At 61.2% G+C, this 16263-nt stretch carries 18 protein-coding genes; 1 reads left to right on the top strand and 17 read right to left on the bottom strand.

The window, feature by feature from the left end; genetic code table 11:
- Window positions 1-204: 204 nt before the first annotated feature.
- From PP263_RS04815 to PP263_RS04735, 17 genes are all read right to left on the bottom strand, one after another.
- A complete protein-coding gene (locus PP263_RS04815) occupies window positions 205-1335 on the bottom strand; it encodes an IS110 family transposase (RefSeq protein WP_308367230.1) in 1131 nt (376 codons plus the stop codon).
- A gap of 107 nt (window positions 1336-1442) precedes the next feature.
- Entirely contained in the window at window positions 1443-3104 is a 1662-nt protein-coding gene (locus PP263_RS04810; protein WP_308367229.1) for a ShlB/FhaC/HecB family hemolysin secretion/activation protein, read from the bottom strand.
- A gap of 252 nt (window positions 3105-3356) precedes the next feature.
- Window positions 3357-4337: a malate dehydrogenase gene (locus PP263_RS04805; protein WP_308367228.1), complete on the bottom strand. Its 981-nt coding sequence runs from the start codon at window positions 4335-4337 to the stop codon at window positions 3357-3359.
- Between the two features lie 166 nt (window positions 4338-4503).
- Window positions 4504-5127, bottom strand: a complete 624-nt coding sequence (locus PP263_RS04800) for a dUTP diphosphatase (RefSeq protein ID WP_308368559.1) — start codon at window positions 5125-5127, stop codon at window positions 4504-4506.
- A 16-nt stretch (window positions 5128-5143) separates the two neighbouring features.
- Window positions 5144-5920, bottom strand: a complete 777-nt coding sequence (locus PP263_RS04795) for a TatD family hydrolase (protein WP_308367227.1) — start codon at window positions 5918-5920, stop codon at window positions 5144-5146.
- Entirely contained in the window at window positions 5920-6273 is a 354-nt protein-coding gene (locus tag PP263_RS04790) for a PilZ domain-containing protein (RefSeq protein ID WP_183456921.1), read from the bottom strand. The genes PP263_RS04795 and PP263_RS04790 overlap by 1 nt, the downstream gene beginning before the upstream one ends.
- Window positions 6274-6434: 161 nt before the next feature.
- Window positions 6435-7454 carry a DNA polymerase III subunit delta' gene (locus PP263_RS04785; RefSeq protein ID WP_308367226.1) on the bottom strand — a complete coding sequence of 340 codons (1020 nt, stop codon included), beginning with the start codon at window positions 7452-7454 and terminating at the stop codon, window positions 6435-6437.
- A gap of 100 nt (window positions 7455-7554) precedes the next feature.
- Window positions 7555-8190 carry a dTMP kinase gene (gene tmk / locus PP263_RS04780; RefSeq protein WP_308367225.1) on the bottom strand — a complete coding sequence of 212 codons (636 nt, stop codon included), beginning with the start codon at window positions 8188-8190 and terminating at the stop codon, window positions 7555-7557.
- Window positions 8191-8192: 2 nt separating this feature from the next.
- On the bottom strand, window positions 8193-9266 hold the full coding sequence (gene mltG, locus PP263_RS04775) for an endolytic transglycosylase MltG (protein WP_308367224.1): 1074 nt from the start codon (window positions 9264-9266) through the stop codon (window positions 8193-8195).
- On the bottom strand, window positions 9263-10033 hold the full coding sequence (locus PP263_RS04770; protein WP_308367223.1) for an aminotransferase class IV: 771 nt from the start codon (window positions 10031-10033) through the stop codon (window positions 9263-9265). The genes mltG and PP263_RS04770 overlap by 4 nt, the downstream gene beginning before the upstream one ends.
- Before the next feature lie 60 nt (window positions 10034-10093).
- Window positions 10094-11335 carry a beta-ketoacyl-ACP synthase II gene (fabF, locus tag PP263_RS04765; protein WP_308367222.1) on the bottom strand — a complete coding sequence of 414 codons (1242 nt, stop codon included), beginning with the start codon at window positions 11333-11335 and terminating at the stop codon, window positions 10094-10096.
- 178 nt (window positions 11336-11513) lie between these two features.
- Window positions 11514-11750, bottom strand: a complete 237-nt coding sequence (gene acpP / locus PP263_RS04760; RefSeq protein WP_067080870.1) for an acyl carrier protein — start codon at window positions 11748-11750, stop codon at window positions 11514-11516.
- Window positions 11751-11976: 226 nt separating this feature from the next.
- On the bottom strand, window positions 11977-12732 hold the full coding sequence (gene fabG / locus PP263_RS04755) for a 3-oxoacyl-ACP reductase FabG (protein WP_308367221.1): 756 nt from the start codon (window positions 12730-12732) through the stop codon (window positions 11977-11979).
- Between the two features lie 25 nt (window positions 12733-12757).
- On the bottom strand, window positions 12758-13702 hold the full coding sequence (gene fabD / locus PP263_RS04750) for an ACP S-malonyltransferase (RefSeq protein WP_308367220.1): 945 nt from the start codon (window positions 13700-13702) through the stop codon (window positions 12758-12760).
- Between the two features lie 37 nt (window positions 13703-13739).
- Window positions 13740-14759 (bottom strand): phosphate acyltransferase PlsX, encoded by a 1020-nt coding sequence (plsX, locus tag PP263_RS04745; RefSeq protein WP_308367219.1) that lies wholly within the window; start codon window positions 14757-14759, stop codon window positions 13740-13742.
- A gap of 3 nt (window positions 14760-14762) precedes the next feature.
- A complete protein-coding gene (gene rpmF / locus PP263_RS04740; protein ID WP_183456897.1) occupies window positions 14763-14954 on the bottom strand; it encodes a 50S ribosomal protein L32 in 192 nt (63 codons plus the stop codon).
- 60 nt (window positions 14955-15014) lie between these two features.
- Window positions 15015-15557, bottom strand: coding sequence for a YceD family protein (locus tag PP263_RS04735; RefSeq protein ID WP_308367218.1), 543 nt, complete (start codon window positions 15555-15557; stop codon window positions 15015-15017).
- A gap of 85 nt (window positions 15558-15642) precedes the next feature.
- Between PP263_RS04735 and PP263_RS04730 the strand changes: the two genes are divergently transcribed.
- Window positions 15643-16227, top strand: a complete 585-nt coding sequence (locus PP263_RS04730; RefSeq protein WP_308367217.1) for a nucleoside triphosphate pyrophosphatase — start codon at window positions 15643-15645, stop codon at window positions 16225-16227.
- Window positions 16228-16263 lie beyond the last annotated feature (36 nt).

Genomic DNA, 16263 nt, shown 5'->3' with positions numbered 1-16263 from the left:
CGGGTCAGGACATGAAAGGCTGTTTGCGACGGTGGATCATTCTGATATGCGTGGGTTGGTTACCGACCTGACTTCACTTCGTCGCGGAGCTGCCTTTCTCTACTGTCGTGGGTCACCCTCCGGGCTCGAAGGGCGCCACATAGGAGCCTCTAGGGTTCTCCTCACCGGCCTCCCATGCCCTGACCCGAAGCCACTGACAACAGTTCATGCCACAACCTTGCTGCCGTGCGGCTTGCCGGCTACTTCACAGGCGATCGCCCAGATAAAACCCGCCAGCTCGCGGGCTATCGCTGTGACGACCACGTTCTTCAATTTGCCGGCCTGCAGCAGCTTCTGGTAACGCCCACACAAGCGCTTCTGGCTCTCCCAAGCTATGGCTTGCACCCGGTCTGAGGTCTTCTCGGCCCGCCGCTGGATACAGCGTGTCTTGCGCGCCGGGTAGCGGTAGCTGTGCGCTGATTCCACCAGTACCCGCCGCACGTGGCCGTTGCCCGTGCGGGTGATGCCGCCCTGGCGACGACTCTCCCCGCTGGAGTGTTCGCTGGGTACCACGCCAAGATAGGCCATCAGTTCCCGTGGGGAGTCGAAGCGGGTGATGTCTCCCAGCTCCGCCAGGATCGTCATCGCGGTAACCACGTCGACACCACGCAGGGCCATCAGGCCTTCCGCCACCGGCTGCAATGTCCAACCTTGCAGCGCCTCGCGCATGACCTTCTCCAGGTCTTCTACCCGCTGCTGAGCCGCACTGACCGCATCGACGTACTCCTGCAAGACGATCTGCTGGACGGGACTGTCAAACTTCACTTCCTCCAGCCAGCGCCAATGGGCCTGGGTCCAGCGGCTCTTCCCCTGGTAAACCTTACCGTGCCGGAGCAGGAAGGCGCCCAGTCGCTGGCGGGATTTCAGCTCTATCGCCTTCATGTCCTCCCGCGCACGGGTCAGATCGCGTATGGCTTCCTGTTCCTGGTCCGGTACCCACACCGGGGTCAGCTCTCCAGCTCTGTGCAGGCGCGCCAGCATCTGGGCATCCCGGCGATCCGTCTTTAGCCGCTCCCCCGGCTTGCGGGGGATCAGCGATGGCGCTACCACGTCGCACTCATGGCCCCGGTTGGTCAGCTCGCGATACAGCCCGTAGCCGGTGGGGCCCGCTTCATAACAGACGTTCAGTACCTCACCATTGGGGCTCAAGCGCTTGAGCAGCTTGCGGATAGAGGTGCTGTCGTGCGCAATTTCTCCCAAGTACTCCGGGTTGTCCCGCCCTTCCCGGGCCACCGCAACCGCAATACTGTTCTTGTGAACATCCAAACCGACGTAGATATTGTTAAACTCTTGCATGACCTGCCCCCTCGATGTGGCTCTGTGTTTAGGGTTCTTTCCAGCCTCCAAACATAACCCACGATGTCGAGGCTGGGCAGGTCAATCCATGATGTCTACAAGCTCGATCAAAATTCCCAGTTGAAAGAGCCGTAAACTGCCTGCCCCGGCACTTCGTACTCCCGCGGCGCCGCTATGGGTTCTGCGTAGGTGAGACTCAGACGCAGGCCGAGGCCGCTCCAGTTGACAGTGCTGTACCAGCTCTTCAGCGACTGCTTGTGCCCCGCCAGGCTGACGTCGCCCGCTTCCAGGCCCAGTGCCAGCTGCACTCCGGTTTCCTCCAGCCAGCCGGACAGTGGGAAGTAACCACTGATTTCCTGTGTGGTTACGGCGCCACTGGCGCCACTCAACCCCAGGCTTTTATAACCGCGCACACTGCCACCGGTACCGATGGTGAACTGTTCGCTGCCGTATAGCCGGTCGTCGCTGTACTGGCCGCGCAGGCCGCTGCGCCAGTACCAGTTCCGCCCCAGTGCGGCGAAGGCGGTGCGATAATTCAAATTCAAAGTGTATTTTTCAAACTGCGCCTCGGGCCCGCCGTTCAGATCCGAATCTTCCAGTGCTCCGAACTGCTTCATGCCGTGATGGTAGGTGAGCTCTGTAAAAAGCGAACCACCGCCCTCGCCGTACCACTGCCAGGAGGCGCCCAGGGAACCGGTGGACAGGGTGCGGCTGGCCGTTTCCAGCAGTACATCCTCGATAAAGTTGCGGCTTTTCTTCCGCGCGAGCCCGAAGATCAAATTGAATTTGTTCTGCTGGTCCCGGTAGACCAATCGGTTGGCGGATGCGCGCACTGATTCGGAAATTCCCGCGGACTCGAAATTTGTGAGGAAGCCCTCCACCGTGGAGAGGTATTCGAAACGGTTGATATCCAGCGACCAGGTCCAGTAGTGGTATGGAATGCTGTAGTGCAGGCTGGCACTCTCGCTGCCGAGACCGTCTGCGGTATCTTTCACGTCGCCCTGGTAGTACAGGTAGAGGTAGTCATTCAGGGTGAGAGGACTGTCCCACTCCAACAGTAGATTGCGCTGTGTTTCGCCGGTGGATTCGTCCCCGCTGTTGTCGTAGCCGAAGGTGGCGCGGTAGCGACGGGAAGGCCGGTTATCGATAAGCACGCGGCTGCTGCCGGGCTTTTCTCCGGGCGCCAGTTCGACCGTCGCATTGTTGGAGGAAAGGCGGTTGAGCTGGTCCAGCCCCTGTTCCAGGGCGCGCAGATTGAACAGGTCGCCTTCTTCCAGAGGTACCGCGGAGGTCAGGGAAAGGTGGAGGTTTGCTTCCGGCGCGGAAAAGGCCAGGGCTTCCACAGTACCCGGCAATACTTCCAGGCGCAGGGTGCCACTACTCAGATCCTGTTGTGGAAGATAAACCCGGGTGGTGACGTAGCCGAGGTCGAAGTAGTAACGGGTCAGCCGCTCGACCAATACGTTGATCTGCCCTACGCCCACGCAGTAGCCGAAAAAACCCCGGCTCAGCTCATCCAGCTTTTGTTTCGGCAGCAGGCCACCGTCGCCGCGCAGATCCAGTTCAGAGAGGGGGAAACAGTACTTCTGTACTCCATCGGAGCGATAGCGCTCTTCCCGCGGCAGGCTCAGCCGGTCCTCTTCAATCCTCTGGCGCTCCTTCTCCCGCTGCTCGCGGCGGAACTGTTCCAGGCGCTCTTCCTGCAAGCGAAGCTGGCGCTCGGCATCCGGCGGTGTTTGGGCGGCTGTGGGATACGTGGCTGAAGACAATAGAAGCGCAAACAGAATGGCGGGCAGTAACTGCCTTCCCCCTCGACAAGCAGACAAATTGTTCATTCCTTGTTATTCAGCTGTTACCAGTGCACGGCGCAATTCGACCGAGGTTGATTCAGCGGTCGCGAATTCTAACTGACCAAGGCAAATAATCCACACAGATCAACAATTTAATGTGATACAGATCACAAAAAAGCCCGCAAGGTGCGGGCTTTTCAGTTACTGAGTGCCGTTCCCGGCGATCTGCAGTTACGGCAGCAGGTGGGCAACCGCGTCGCGCTCTTCCGCCAGCTCCTGTTCGGTAGCACTCATTTTCCCGCGGGAGAAATCGTTGATCTCCAGGCCCTGAACGATTTCCCAGTCGCCGTTCTTGCAGGTGCAGGGGTAGGAGTAGATCAGTCCTTCCTGGATGCCGTAGGAGCCGTCGCTGTAGATCGCCATGCTCACCCAGTCGCCCTCGGCGGTACCCAGAGCCCAGTCGCGCATGTGGTCGATAGCGGCGTTGGCGGCGGAGGCGGCGGAGGAGGCTCCGCGGGCCTTGATAATGGCCGCGCCACGCTGTTGTACGGTGGGGATAAAGTCGTTTTCGTACCAGTCCTGCTCCACCTTCTCCATGGCCGCTGCGCCGGATACTTTGGCTTGATACAGATCCGGGTATTGGGTGGAGGAGTGGTTACCCCAGATGGTCATATGGGTGACGTCATTGACCGTGGAATCGGTTTTATTGGCCAGCTGCGACAGCGCGCGGTTGTGGTCCAGGCGGGTCATGGCGGTGAAGTTGCGCGGGTCCAGGTCCGGGGCGTTGCGCTGGGCGATCAGTGCATTGGTGTTGGCGGGGTTGCCCACCACCAGCACTTTCACGTTGCGCGAAGCCACGTCGTTCAGGGCTTTACCCTGGGCAGAGAAGATCGCCGCGTTGGCTTCCAGCAGGTCCTTGCGTTCCATACCCGGGCCGCGGGGGCGCGCACCGACCAGCAGCGCGTAATCGGCATCCTTGAAGGCCACGGTGGCATCATCGGATTGCACAATGCCCGCCAGCAGCGGAAAGGCGCAGTCTTCCAGTTCCATGGCCACACCCTTGAGGGCTTCCAGCGCCGGGGTGATTTCCAGCAGCTGCAGGATAACCGGTTGATCTTTGCCCAACATTTCGCCAGATGCGATGCGGAACAGCAGCGAATAGCTGATCTGGCCGGCAGCGCCGGTCACAGCAACACGAACAGGTGCTTTCACGATAAGTCTCCGTAGTTTTCAGGCGCCCGCATTATAGGGCTTTGGGGGTAAATTGCACCTGGGGCGGAATTCCAGCCCTGTTGGCGGGCCGGAGACCCGCAAGCCGCGGGTGGAAGAGCGTAAGGAATGACACAAATACCGGGGATGGTGTACCCGGGCACGCACCCTACGCGACAGCCAGCTCGCGGTAGCGGCTCTGCAGTGCGGTGTAGAGCTGACGGCTGTAATCCGGCGCGCCCGTGTCCAACTGTCCGGCCAGCTCTGCCAGGTGCTCGTTGTCTTCGCGACCGGCCCAGTTCTTCACGTAGCTCCCGTCCTTGTAGCCGTGATCCTGGCGGAAGCGGTTGAGAATATTCTTGCCTACATAGCGGCGGTAGAGTTCTTCGAACGACAGCTCCACGTCGGCCATCAATTGGGTGAAGCCCACCAGGTCGAACTGGCGACTGGCCAGGGTTTCCAGGGTAAAGGCTTCCAGGTTTTCGCGGAAATCGCCGGGCTCTCTCTGCCCACCTTCGAATTCCGCCTGCATACGCCCGGCCACCTGCTCGGGACTGCCCTGCTGCAGCTCCAGGCTGAGGCCAAAGTGCCAGATATCCACCAGTTCCAGTTTCACCTGATCCAGGTCCGGCTGCTGTTTTTTCCACCACTTCCAGCCGTAGTGGTCGAGCAGCTCCGCACTCTCGACCCAGATGGCCCGGTACCAGGCGTGGTTCTGTTCGCGCCAGTTATCGCTGACCAGTGTATTGATCTCATCTTGCAGAGCCAGCATGGCCTGCAACTGTTGTCGCATCATGGAATGGATTTCCTCAGGCGGCCCGTTTGAACAGGCGGTGAAAATTCTCTGTGGTAATTTCGGCCAGTTGTTCGTAGGGAATGCCCCGCAACTCGGCGATAAATTCCGCCACTTCGCGCACGTAGGCCGGAATATTGGGTTTGCCCCGGTAGGGAATCGGTGCCAGGTAGGGAGAGTCCGTTTCCACCAGCAGCCGGTCCAACGGCAGTTTTTGCGCTACGTCGCGCAGCTCCCCGGCGTTCTTGAAAGTCACTATGCCGGACAGGGAAATATAGTAATTCAGGTCGAGTGCGGCTTTTGCCATCTCCCAGCTCTCGGTAAAGCAGTGCAGTACGCCGGCGTGTTCCGGACTGCCGTGTTCGCGAATCAGTTCGATGGTATCTTCGCGGGCATCGCGGGTGTGCACTATCACCGGCAGTTGCGCGCGGCCGGCGGCCTGGAGGTGGGTGGTAAAACTCTGCTGCTGTATTTCTTTGGTATCAGTGCTGTAGTAATAGTCCAGCCCGGTTTCCCCGAGGGCCACCACCTTGGGCTTCTGCGCCAGCTCCAGCAACTTGTCCACATCGGCGAGGCCGGAGTCCACATCCAGTGGGTGTACGCCCACGGAGCAGACCACATCCTCGTGACGCCCGGCGATATCCACTACCCGGTCGACGTTCTCCAGGCTGATACCCACGCACAGGAACTTGCCGACACCGCGACTGCGGGCCAGCTGGAGCACCGCGTCCAGGTCGCCGTCGAATTTGTCCAGTTTGAGTCGGTCGAGATGACAGTGTGAATCTACTAGCATTACAGGGTGTGGGTCGGTCGGCTGGATTCCAGGGACCCGGCCAGGTAGGTTTCGATCTTGTTCTGGGCGACATTGTCCTTGTCGGAAAACTGTACACCAATACCGGGGGTACGATTACCCTGCGCACCCGCCGGGGTGACCCACACCACTTTACCGGCCACCGGGACCTTTTCCGGTTCGTCCATCAGGTTCAGCAGCAGGAACACCTCATCGCCGAGGTCGTAGGATTTGTCAGTGCTGATAAACAGGCCGCCGTTTTTCACGAAGGGCATGTAGGCCGCGTAGAGTACGGACTTGTCCTGGATTTTCAGCGAAAGGATGCCGTTGCGGGCACCGCCACCCATGGCTTTCATGGCCGGACCTCATTGTTTTTGGTTGTCGGTACGGTAGCGGAGCATACAACTGGTGTCCAGAATTTTGGGGCTATGAATTCGTCTCAAGCAGCCATCCCTGGAGTGACGCCCGGCCCGGCCATCCATGGCCGGTCGCGAAGTTGTACAGCGAGCAGTGCTCGCTAAGCGTACAACTTCGCCCAACGGATCAACAGGTCCTCCAACAGCAGTCGCTTGTTGGGGTTGGCTCCGCCGCTGAGCAGTTGACGCGCCTCAGCCAGTTGGTCGGAAAAGCCGAACAGGGGCCGCAGACTTTCCGTCCCCCTGCCGGGCAGCCGCTGCAGCAGCCCGATAACCTGCCGGTCCGCGGTCAGGTCACAACTGCGCGCGCGCAGCATCTGCGCCAGCCACTGCTGCCAGAATTTCAGCAGTTGGCTCAGCTCGATACCCTCACCGGGATTCTCCCAGCGCCCTGCTACGGCCACCGGTGCCTCGGCGGATTGCGCCAGCGCGATCAGGTCGGCGAGAAACTGTTCTCGGGCCTCCCGCGCTTCCGGTTCCACCAGCTCCAGTGCCAGCAACGGCGCGCCGCCGGAGAGGACAAGTGCGCTGCGCGCAGACTGTCCGTCGAGCCCACCCTCGTGCAGCCAGCGCAGCGCGGCCTCTTCCGAAGGTGCGGGGAAAGCCACTGACTGGCAGCGACTGCGAATGGTGGGTAACAAGCCGGAGGGCGAGTCGCTGACCAACAGGAAGATCACCGATGCGGCGGGCTCCTCAAGGTTTTTCAGCAGCGCGTTGGCGGCGTTGACGTTCATCGCCTCCGCCGGGGCCAGCCACACCACCCGTGCACCTTCGCGGCCACTGGTGCGGGCGACAAAACCGCCCAGCTGGCGGATCTGCTCCACTTTCAGCGGCCCGCCAGGCTTCTCCGGCTCCACGCGCAGGAAATCCGGGTGCGAGCCCGCGCGCCACAGCCGGCAGCCGCGACAGCCGCCACAGGCCAGGCCGTCACGGGGGTGTTCGCACAGCGCCAGCGCGGCAAAGGCCTCGGCGAAACGCCGCTTGCCGAGGCCCGGCTGGCCGCTGAACAGCAGCGCGTGCGGGCAGCGCCCGGCGCGCCACTGGGCGCCTAGGCGCTGCCACTGCTCGGCCTGCCAGGGCAGCGGCGACGGGAGCGTTGGGTTTTCGCTGGTTTCGGGCACTTGGCGTCAGCCTTCCAATATCTGTAGGAGCGGCCCATGGCCGCGATCGCAATAGCTACGAAGCGGCTTCAATCGCGGCCATGGGCCGCTCCTACAGGTGTTATTCAGATGTCGGTGAAACGAGCCGTTCGAGTTCCGTTTGCAACTGTCGCTGCACCTGCTCCAGCGGCTGGCTAGCGTCAATCACTGCGTAGCGCTCCGGCGCCGCTTCAGCGCGCTCCCGATAGGCGGCGCGCACCCGCAGGAAGAAGGCGAGCTGTTCGTTCTCGAAGCGGTCGGCAGCGCCGATATCGGCGGCGCGGGCCAGGCCGGTCTGCGGGTCCAGATCGAGCAACAGGACCCTGTCCGGGCGCAGGTCTCCCTGCACTGTCTGCTCCAGTTGGGCGATCAGTGTACGGTCGAGCTGGCGACCGCCGCCCTGGTAGGCGTAGGTGGCATCAGTGAAACGGTCGCAGATCACCCAGTCGCCGCGGGCCAGCGCCGGCTCGATGACGCGGGCGATATGCTGGGCGCGGGCGGCAAAGACCATCAGCAGTTCGGCTGTGGGGTCCACCGCTTCGTCGCGGTTGCACAATAGCAGCTCGCGCAGTTCTTCCGCCAGCGGCGTGCCGCCGGGTTCCCGTGTCTGTATAAAGGCGATACCGCGATCCCGCAGCCAGCCGGTAATGAACTGAAGGTTGGTGGACTTGCCCACCCCCTCGCCACCCTCGAGGGTGATAAATTTTCCGCGCCGCAAAATCAGTTTTCCCTGTTTTCTTTCGGGGCCGGGCTGGAGCGATAGTTCGCGCGGCGCTTCAGCTGGTATTCCTGTACCGCGCGGTTGTGCTCCGCCAGGGTGGCCGAAAAGTGATGCGAACCGTCGCCCTTGCCGACAAAATACAGGCTGTCGCCCGCCTTCGGGTTCAATGCCGCACGAATGGCTTCGCGCCCCGGCAGGGCGATGGGTGTGGGCGGCAGCCCGTCGATGACATAGGTATTGTAAGGGCTGGACTCCCGTAGGTGGGCTCGGGTCAGGTTGCCATCAAATTCCTCGCCCAGGCCGTAAATCACCGCCGGGTCCGTCTGCAGGCGCATGCCCTTGTTCAGGCGACGCACAAAAACACCGGCAATCTCACTGCGCTCCGAGGGCTGGCCGGTCTCCTTTTCGATCAGCGAAGCCATGATCAGCGCTTCATAGGAAGAGCTGTAGGGGAGATTGTCGTCGCGAACCTGCCACTCCTCTTCCAGGATTCGCTGCATACGTCGGTAGGCCTGCCGCAGCAGCTCGATATCCGTAGTGCCGGAGTGATAGACATAGGTGTCCGGAAAAATCCAGCCTTCGGGGCTTTCGCCGTCGAACCCCAGCGCGCGAGCGGCACGGGCGGCGTCCGCGCCCTCCTCAGACTTGACGATATTGCGGCCGGCGCGTACCTGCTCCAGGGCCTGGCGAAAAGTCCAGCCTTCCACCAGGGTGAGCCGGTAGCGGGTGACGTCGCCGCGGTTCAAGCGCTCCACCAGGTCCTTGGCGTTACTACCCACCGGCACCAGGTATTCGCCCGCGTGGATTCCGGTCTTGCCCTTCCAGTAGGCATAGGCGAGCACCAGCCGCGGCCACTGGAGTACGCCGCGCCGCTCCAGGTCCCGGAGAGCTCGCGACAGGTTGCCGCCGCTGCTCACCTCGAAACGCAGCCCATCGTCCCCAACCGCCAGCGGCCGCACCAGGACGGCCTGCATCGCCCACAGGGAAGCCGCCGCGATCAGCAGCAACAGGACGGAGGCACCCAGCAGGTGGCGCCAGGGGCGCTTTTTCGCTTTAGCTTGTTTCTTCTTCACCACAACTCTTCCGCAATCCACCGCTGCAGCTGACGGGTCTCCGGGCCCGGCAGCCAACGGCAATGGTCAATCAGTTCCCGTACCGGCATAACGCCCCGGAGGCTGTTGCACAGCGCCACTTCCTCCGCGGCGCACAAGGTCTCGAGATCGATATCTGCTTCCTCCAGGGGAATCCGCGCACCCAGCCAGTCACGCATTACTCCCCGAACCCCACAGCGCCTCAGGTCCGGTGTGATCCAGGCGCCGTCCAGCCTTAGCAGCAGGTTGCAGCGCAGGCTTTCGATCACCCAACCCCCAGTGTCCAACAGCAGACCGTCGCAGGTCTCCCCGGGGGGCAACTCGGCTTTGGCGCGATTATATCCCGCGCGGTCAAGGGATTTGCAGCCCGGGTTGGCAGTTTTACCGCCCGGCAGCCGCCCGGTGCAGAGGAAAAGGCGGGCGCCCTCTTCCAGTTCCGGCGTGGGCTCCAGCGGCAGCAGGCTGATATCCCAGCACCGGCGGCCGCCCCGATACCCCAGGCGCAAACGCAGTTTGGCGGCCGGGACCGGGCAGTCGGCGGCGATTCGCTTCAGAGCCTGTTCTATTTCGGCCAACTCCCCTTCCCCCATTCGACTGCAGCGAAGCAGGCGGGCGCGGTGCAGCGGCCACAGGGGTACCCGGCCACTCTGGCAGCGCATGGTCTCGAGCAGTCCGTCGGTGTAGGCGTCGTCCGGTGGCTGGGAGACCACGGCGGCAGCCTTTTCAAAGAAGAGCGGGAGTGTGGTCATGATCCCCCCGGATAGAGATGCGCCCGCCGGAACCGGCGGGCGCTAATGTCTTGGTATTGGTCAGATCCGCTTGAAGATCAGCGATCCGTTGGTGCCGCCAAAACCAAAGGAGTTGGACAGCACCGCATCGATAGCCTTCTCCTGGGTCTCCATAGGCACTAGGTTGATGCCGCTGCAGGCTTCGTCCGGGTTCTCGAGATTGATGGTGGGTGGAGCCACCTGATCGCGCAGGGCCAGCACCGAGAAAATTGCCTCCACCGCTCCCGCGGCACCCAGCAAGTGACCGGTCATGGACTTGGTGGAACTCACTGCCAGCTTGTCGGCGGCGGCACCGAACACCGAGTGCACGGCCTGAATCTCCGCCTTATCTCCCAAGGGTGTGGAAGTGCCGTGGGCGTTGATGTACTGGATGCCGTCCGCCGACAGCCCAGCATCCCTGAGCGCGTTCTGCATGGACAGGGCTGCGCCGGCGCCGTCTTCCGGCGGCGAGGTCATGTGGTATGCATCACCGCTCATGCCGAAGCCGATCAGCTCCGCGTAGATCTTCGCCCCGCGCGCCACGGCCCGCTCGTACTCTTCCAGCACCAGTACCCCGGCGCCCTCGCCCAGCACGAAGCCGTCCCGATCCACATCCCAGGGGCGGCTGGCCCGCTGGGGATCGTCGTTGCGGGTGGACAGCGCACGCGCTGCGCAGAAACCGCCCAGGCCCACCGGGGTGGTAACCATTTCCGCCCCGCCGCACACCATCACATCGGCGTCGCCGTACTGAATCGTGCGCAAGCCCAGACCCACCGCGTGGGTGCCTGTGGTGCAAGCGGTGGTAGTGGAAAGATTGGGGCCCTTCATTCCGTATTTGATCGACAGGTTGCCGGAAACCATATTGATAATGGCGCCCGGCACAAAGAAGGGGGAAACGCGGCGCGGGCCCCGCTCTGCGATCAACATGGCGTTGCGTTCGATCTCGGCGATGCCACCCATGCCGGAGCCAATACAAGCGCCTATCCGCGGCGCATTGCTCTCGGTAATTTCCAGGCCGCTGTCTTCCATTGCCTGGATACCCGCGGCCATCCCAAAGCGCAGGAATACATCCATTTTGCGCGCTTCCTTTTCCGGCATGTAGAGCGCGGGATCGAAATCCTTTACCGTGGCGGCGAAGCGGGTAGAAAAATCCGAGACATCAAAAGACTCGATAGGTACTACCCCACTGGTGCCGGCGAGAATTGCGGTCCAGCTATCTTCCAGGGTATTGGCCAGGGGGCTGATCATGCCCATTCCGGTAACGACTACTCTTCTACGCGACACTCGTGTTTCCCCCGAGATCATTTCAGGACGACCGGGATTTAAGCCGGCAGTCACTTTCGCTTAGTGCTAACAAGCCTAATAAAAGGAAAGCCGCACTATGCGACATAGAACGGCTTTCACAATACTTTCAGCATCGGGCAACAGGCGGCTACCCGATGCCTAAACCACCCAGCGGGAATTAACCAAGGTTTTCCTTGATGTAATCGATGGCCAGCTGAACAGTTGTAATTTTTTCGGCTTCTTCGTCGGGGATCTCAGTTTCGAATTCCTCTTCCAGAGCCATTACCAACTCAACTGTGTCGAGGGAGTCAGCGCCCAGATCTTCAACAAATGAGGCTTCAGGCTTTACGTCTTCTTCCTTCACACCCAGTTGTTCAGCAACGATCTTTTTAACGCGCTCTTCAATGCTGCTCATGATTCAATTTAACTCCTAGTGGATAAAAATCTGTTGTAGTCGTTTTCAATTTCTGCCCCGCGATATTCAAAGCGGGATAACGACCGGCTCACACAGCTTCGGTTAATGCGAGGCGGCATTGTACCCCAACTTTTTCGGGATGTAATGCGCCGCCTTTCGCTCCCCAAAGCACCATTGCAAACTCTTTGTTAATCAAACAGTTACAGCAATTTTTTGAGGAAAAATATCAGGCCATATACATGCCGCCATTCACATGAATGGTCTCTCCGGTCACGTATCCACCGGCATCACTGGCTAAAAATGCGACAACTGAAGCGATCTCTTCGGGGTCCCCCAGACGCCCCAGCGGGATCCGGCCCATCAGCGCTTCGCGCTGGGTTTCCGGAAGCACCTTGGTCATATCGGTATCGATAAATCCGGGAGCCACGGTATTCACCGTAATACCCCGAGAGCCCACTTCCGCCGCCAGCGAACGCGCGAAACCGGCGACTCCGGCCTTGGTGGCTGCGTAGTTGCTCTGGCCGGCGTTACCCATGCTGCCCACAACTGAGCTGATATTGATAATCCGCCCCCAGCGCGCCTTGGTCATATCCCGCAGGCAGGCCTTGGTTACACGATAGACCGCGGAAAGATTGGTGTCGATCACCTCCGCCCACTCCTCGTCCTTCATGCGCATCAGCAGGTTGTCCTTGGTAATGCCCGCATTGTTTACCAGGATCACTGGTGCGCCGAAATCCTTTTTCACCGATTCCAGCAGTGTAGCCAGGCTTTCTGCGCTGGTGACATCCAGCTCCTTACCTACACCTGAGATACCCTTTTCAGCAAAGCGCGCGGTGATTTTTTCCGCGCCAGAGGCGCTGGTGGCAGTGCCGATCACCGTGGCGCCCATCGCGCCCAAGGTATCGGCAATGGCCGCACCGATGCCGCGGCTGGCACCGGTGACCAGGGCCACTCTATCGTTGAGGGAAGTTGTCAGTGTCATTGTCGCTCCACTCGAATTCGAGATATTACTCCGCAGTGGCCAGCAGTGCGGTATTCAATTGGTCCGGGGTGTCGATGTTGTGGCAGGTCAGGCTGCGGTCGATGCGCTTGGCCAATCCCGCCAGCACCTTGCCCGGCCCGCACTCCACCAGTTGCCCGGTGCCTTCGGTTACCATGGCCTGCACACATTCGGTCCAGCGCACCGGGCTGTAGATTTGCTCCACCATCAACGCCTTGATGGCCGCGGGGTCCGACTCAGGGCGGGCGTGCACATTGTGGATTACCGGAATTTCCGGTGCGTGAAACTCCGTCGACTCGATTTGCGCCGCCAGCTTTTCCGCCGCCGGGCGCATCAATTCGGTATGAAAAGGTGCGCTCACAGGAAGCGGCATGGCGCGTTTGGCTCCCGCCGCCTTACAGGCCTCGATGGCGCGGCTCACCGCAGCACTGCTGCCGGCGATAACCACCTGCCCGGGGGAATTGTAGTTGACCGCCGCCACCACCTCGCCCTCTGCCGCTTCGGCACAGGCAGACTCAACCGCAGCATCATTCAGGCCGATCACTGCAGCCATGGCGCCCTCCCCTGCCGGCACGGCCTTTTGCATCAGGCGGCCGCGCTCCTGTACCAGGTGTACGGCATCGGTAAAGGCCAGAGTGCCGGCGCACACCAGTGCCGACCACTCGCCCAGGCTGTGGCCGGCCATTCTCGCGGGATGGACTCCGCCGCGGGCGCACCAGGCGCGGTACAACGCCACACTGGCGGTGAGCAACAGCGGCTGGGTGCGCTCAGTGAGGTTGATGTCCGCCTGTTCACCGTTCTGGCAGAGGTCCCAGAGGTCGTAACCGAGCACATCGGACGCCTCGGAAAAAGTGGTGTGGATCTCGGGAAATTCAGCCGCGGCATCCGCCAGCATACCTATCTGCTGGGAGCCCTGGCCGGGAAAGACAAATGCGAGCCTTGCATTGGTCATGGAACATCCTTAAACCTGGTTGGCAATGATTGGGGTGTTACGCCTTTACCTGCGCCATGGCGCGGCCCAGCCTGGCGGCCAGGTCGGCTTCGGCGCACTCTTTGGCAGTGATCATCGCCCGGTAGAACGCCTCGCTGCTGGCGCCGCCGTGACTCTTGATCACGTTACCTTTCACCCCTAAAAAACTGGCGCCATTATAGCGGGCGGGTTCCACCTGTGTACGCCATTTTCGCAACAGCTTTATGGCTAATTGGCCAAAAAAGCGCTTAATCGGACTCTTTCTCTCGATGGTGAAGGCTTTCTGACCCATGAGTCGGATTACACCTTCGGCGGATTTCATCGCCACATTCCCCATCAGGCCGTCGCAGACCACCACATCCACCACGCCGGTGAAAATATCATGCCCCTCGACAAATCCAGCGTAATGAATAGCCGGGTCCTTCTCCAACAATTCCGCCGCGCGGCGGATCTCCTCCGTTCCCTTGTGCGCCTCCGCGCCGATATTCAGTAGCGCCACCCGGAGATCCCGCTTGCCGGTGTGTACCCGTTGCGCCTCGATGCCCATGCGGGCGAATTGCAGCAGGTCCTCTGCGGTGCAGTCGATATTGGCACCCAGGTCCAGCAGGAAGCAGGACCCCGCTTCCGCAGGCAGGGATTTGCCCAGCGCCGGTCGCCGCACGCCCTCGATGGTACCCAGAATGCTGCGGCTGAGCGCAAGCAGTGCACCGGTGTTACCGGAGGTCACCATCGCCTGCACCTCCCCGCGGGCCACCGCCTGCAGCGCTCGGGCCATGGAGGATTCGCGCTTGTGGCGCACCGCCTGTATGGGATTGCAGCTCTGTGTAACCACCTGCTCGCAAGAGGTGATATGCAGCCGCCCGTGCAATTGGGGCTGCCGCTGTTCATCGAGGAGAGCCTGAAGCTGGGTCTGCGGACCGAAAAGTTCCAGTTCCGCATGGGGGAATCGATTGAGGAATCTGACACAGGCCGGAACGACAGAGCGGGGACCTAAGTCCCCGCCCATCACATCCACGGCCAATCGCAGTTGGCTGGACAAAGTTTACTCTTCTACTTCAGCGCCGCCGACGTCGATCACTTTGCGGCCGCGGTAGAAGCCGTCTTTGGTCACGTGGTGACGGCGATGCTTCTCACCGGTAGTCGGGTCGACAGACAGGGTGGGTCCACCCAGCGCATCGTGGGAACGACGCATGCCGCGACGGGAACGGGTCTTTTTGTTTTGCTGAACAGCCATGGCTTGCTCCTAAAATAACAAATTACACTGGAACCGGGGCGCCTCATCGGCGAGCCCAACTCACCGCTTGCGCGATGAACCCTTCAACTGTTCCAGCACTTTAAAGGGGTTTTCCCGCTGCTCATCCGCCTCCCCGGCGTCCTCACCATAGTGGAAGCGGTCGCGGGTGACACACTCCTCCTGGTGGTAGGCCACCATGGGCAGATTGAGCAAAATCTCTTCTTCCAGCACTTCGTACAAGTCCAGCTCATCACCTTCCTGTACCACTGGGTCCAGGCCCTTGGGCAGCGCCTTGCCCTGATCTTCGGACCAGACCACCCCCCAGCGAAAAGTTGCCTCTATCTCTTCGGGCATTGGCTCCAGGCAGCGCTGACAGAGCAGCTGTACCCGGCAGCGCAGCACACCGTCCACCGCCAAATGACCCTGGATATCCCGTGCAAAGGTCAGCTCGGCCCGGACATCCTCGTCGACAGACTCGGCCGCCGAGAGCAGCCGCTGCAGCGCTGACCGCGGAAGCGTTCCGGCCAGCCGCTGCTCGCGCTGTACCAGCTTGCGAGCATCGACAATGCGCGGCAGCGCAGCATTAGAGGGGGGCATCGACATAAGCGCGCAATTCTATGGACTACCCCCACCCTTGTCAAAACAATTCCGCCCCCGCAAGATCGGGCCATTTACGCAGGAAAACACCATGCTTCGCCCCCTGATTCTAGCTTCCGGCTCTCCCTACCGCCGCGCCCTGCTCAAGCAGCTGCAACTGCCTTTTGAAGCCGACTCGCCACATATAGATGAAGAAGCACTGCCGGGAGAGACCGCCCAGGACCTGGCCCAACGGCTGGCGGCGGAGAAGGCCCGGGCATTGCGCGCCGCTCACCCGCAGGCACTGATTATCGGCTCCGACCAGGTGGCCGAATGTGACGGCCACATCCTGGGTAAGCCCGGGGGGCGCGACAGGGCCGTGGAGCAACTACGTCTTTGCCGCGGACGAGCGGTGCATTTCCACACCGGGCTCAGCCTATTGGATGCCGGCAGCGGCGAGCAGCGTACGGAACTGGAAACCTTCACTGTGCACTTTCGCCGATTGACCGGAGAGCAAATAAATCGCTATGTGGAGAGAGAAAAACCCTTCGATTGTGCAGGTTCGTTTAAAGTGGAGGGTTTGGGAATAGTTCTATTCGAAAAAATGGAAGGATCGGACATGAATTCCCTGATCGGCCTTCCATTAATTCGACTAGTTACCATGCTTGGAGCGTTTGGCGTGGACCCGCTGGCCTGAGTTTCAGCGGGGTCGCCCAGGCCCCACCGCGGAATG

The sequence above is a fragment of the Microbulbifer sp. TB1203 genome (assembly GCF_030997045.1).
Taxonomy (GTDB): Bacteria; Pseudomonadota; Gammaproteobacteria; order Pseudomonadales; family Cellvibrionaceae; genus Microbulbifer.
This window is presented reverse-complemented; position numbering and strand designations above follow the sequence as displayed.

Bases quoted from the DNA above. Each gene is read 5' to 3' on its own strand.
- fabG (WP_308367221.1), bottom strand. From the start codon at position 12,732: ATGACACTGACAACTTCCCTCAACGATAGAGTGGCCCTGGTCACCGGT.
- acpP (WP_067080870.1), bottom strand. From the start codon at position 11,750: ATGAGCAGCATTGAAGAGCGCGTTAAAAAGATCGTTGCTGAACAACTG.
- PP263_RS04770 (WP_308367223.1), bottom strand. From the start codon at position 10,033: ATGACCACACTCCCGCTCTTCTTTGAAAAGGCTGCCGCCGTGGTCTCC.
- PP263_RS04790 (WP_183456921.1), bottom strand. From the start codon at position 6,273: ATGAAAGCCATGGGTGGCGGTGCCCGCAACGGCATCCTTTCGCTGAAA.
- rpmF (WP_183456897.1), bottom strand. From the start codon at position 14,954: ATGGCTGTTCAGCAAAACAAAAAGACCCGTTCCCGTCGCGGCATGCGT.
- PP263_RS04815 (WP_308367230.1), bottom strand. From the start codon at position 1,335: ATGCAAGAGTTTAACAATATCTACGTCGGTTTGGATGTTCACAAGAAC.
- PP263_RS04735 (WP_308367218.1), bottom strand. From the start codon at position 15,557: ATGTCGATGCCCCCCTCTAATGCTGCGCTGCCGCGCATTGTCGATGCT.
- PP263_RS04730 (WP_308367217.1), top strand. From the start codon at position 15,643: ATGCTTCGCCCCCTGATTCTAGCTTCCGGCTCTCCCTACCGCCGCGCC.
- PP263_RS04800 (WP_308368559.1), bottom strand. From the start codon at position 5,127: ATGCGACAACAGTTGCAGGCCATGCTGGCTCTGCAAGATGAGATCAAT.
- PP263_RS04795 (WP_308367227.1), bottom strand. From the start codon at position 5,920: ATGCTAGTAGATTCACACTGTCATCTCGACCGACTCAAACTGGACAAA.
- fabD (WP_308367220.1), bottom strand. From the start codon at position 13,702: ATGACCAATGCAAGGCTCGCATTTGTCTTTCCCGGCCAGGGCTCCCAG.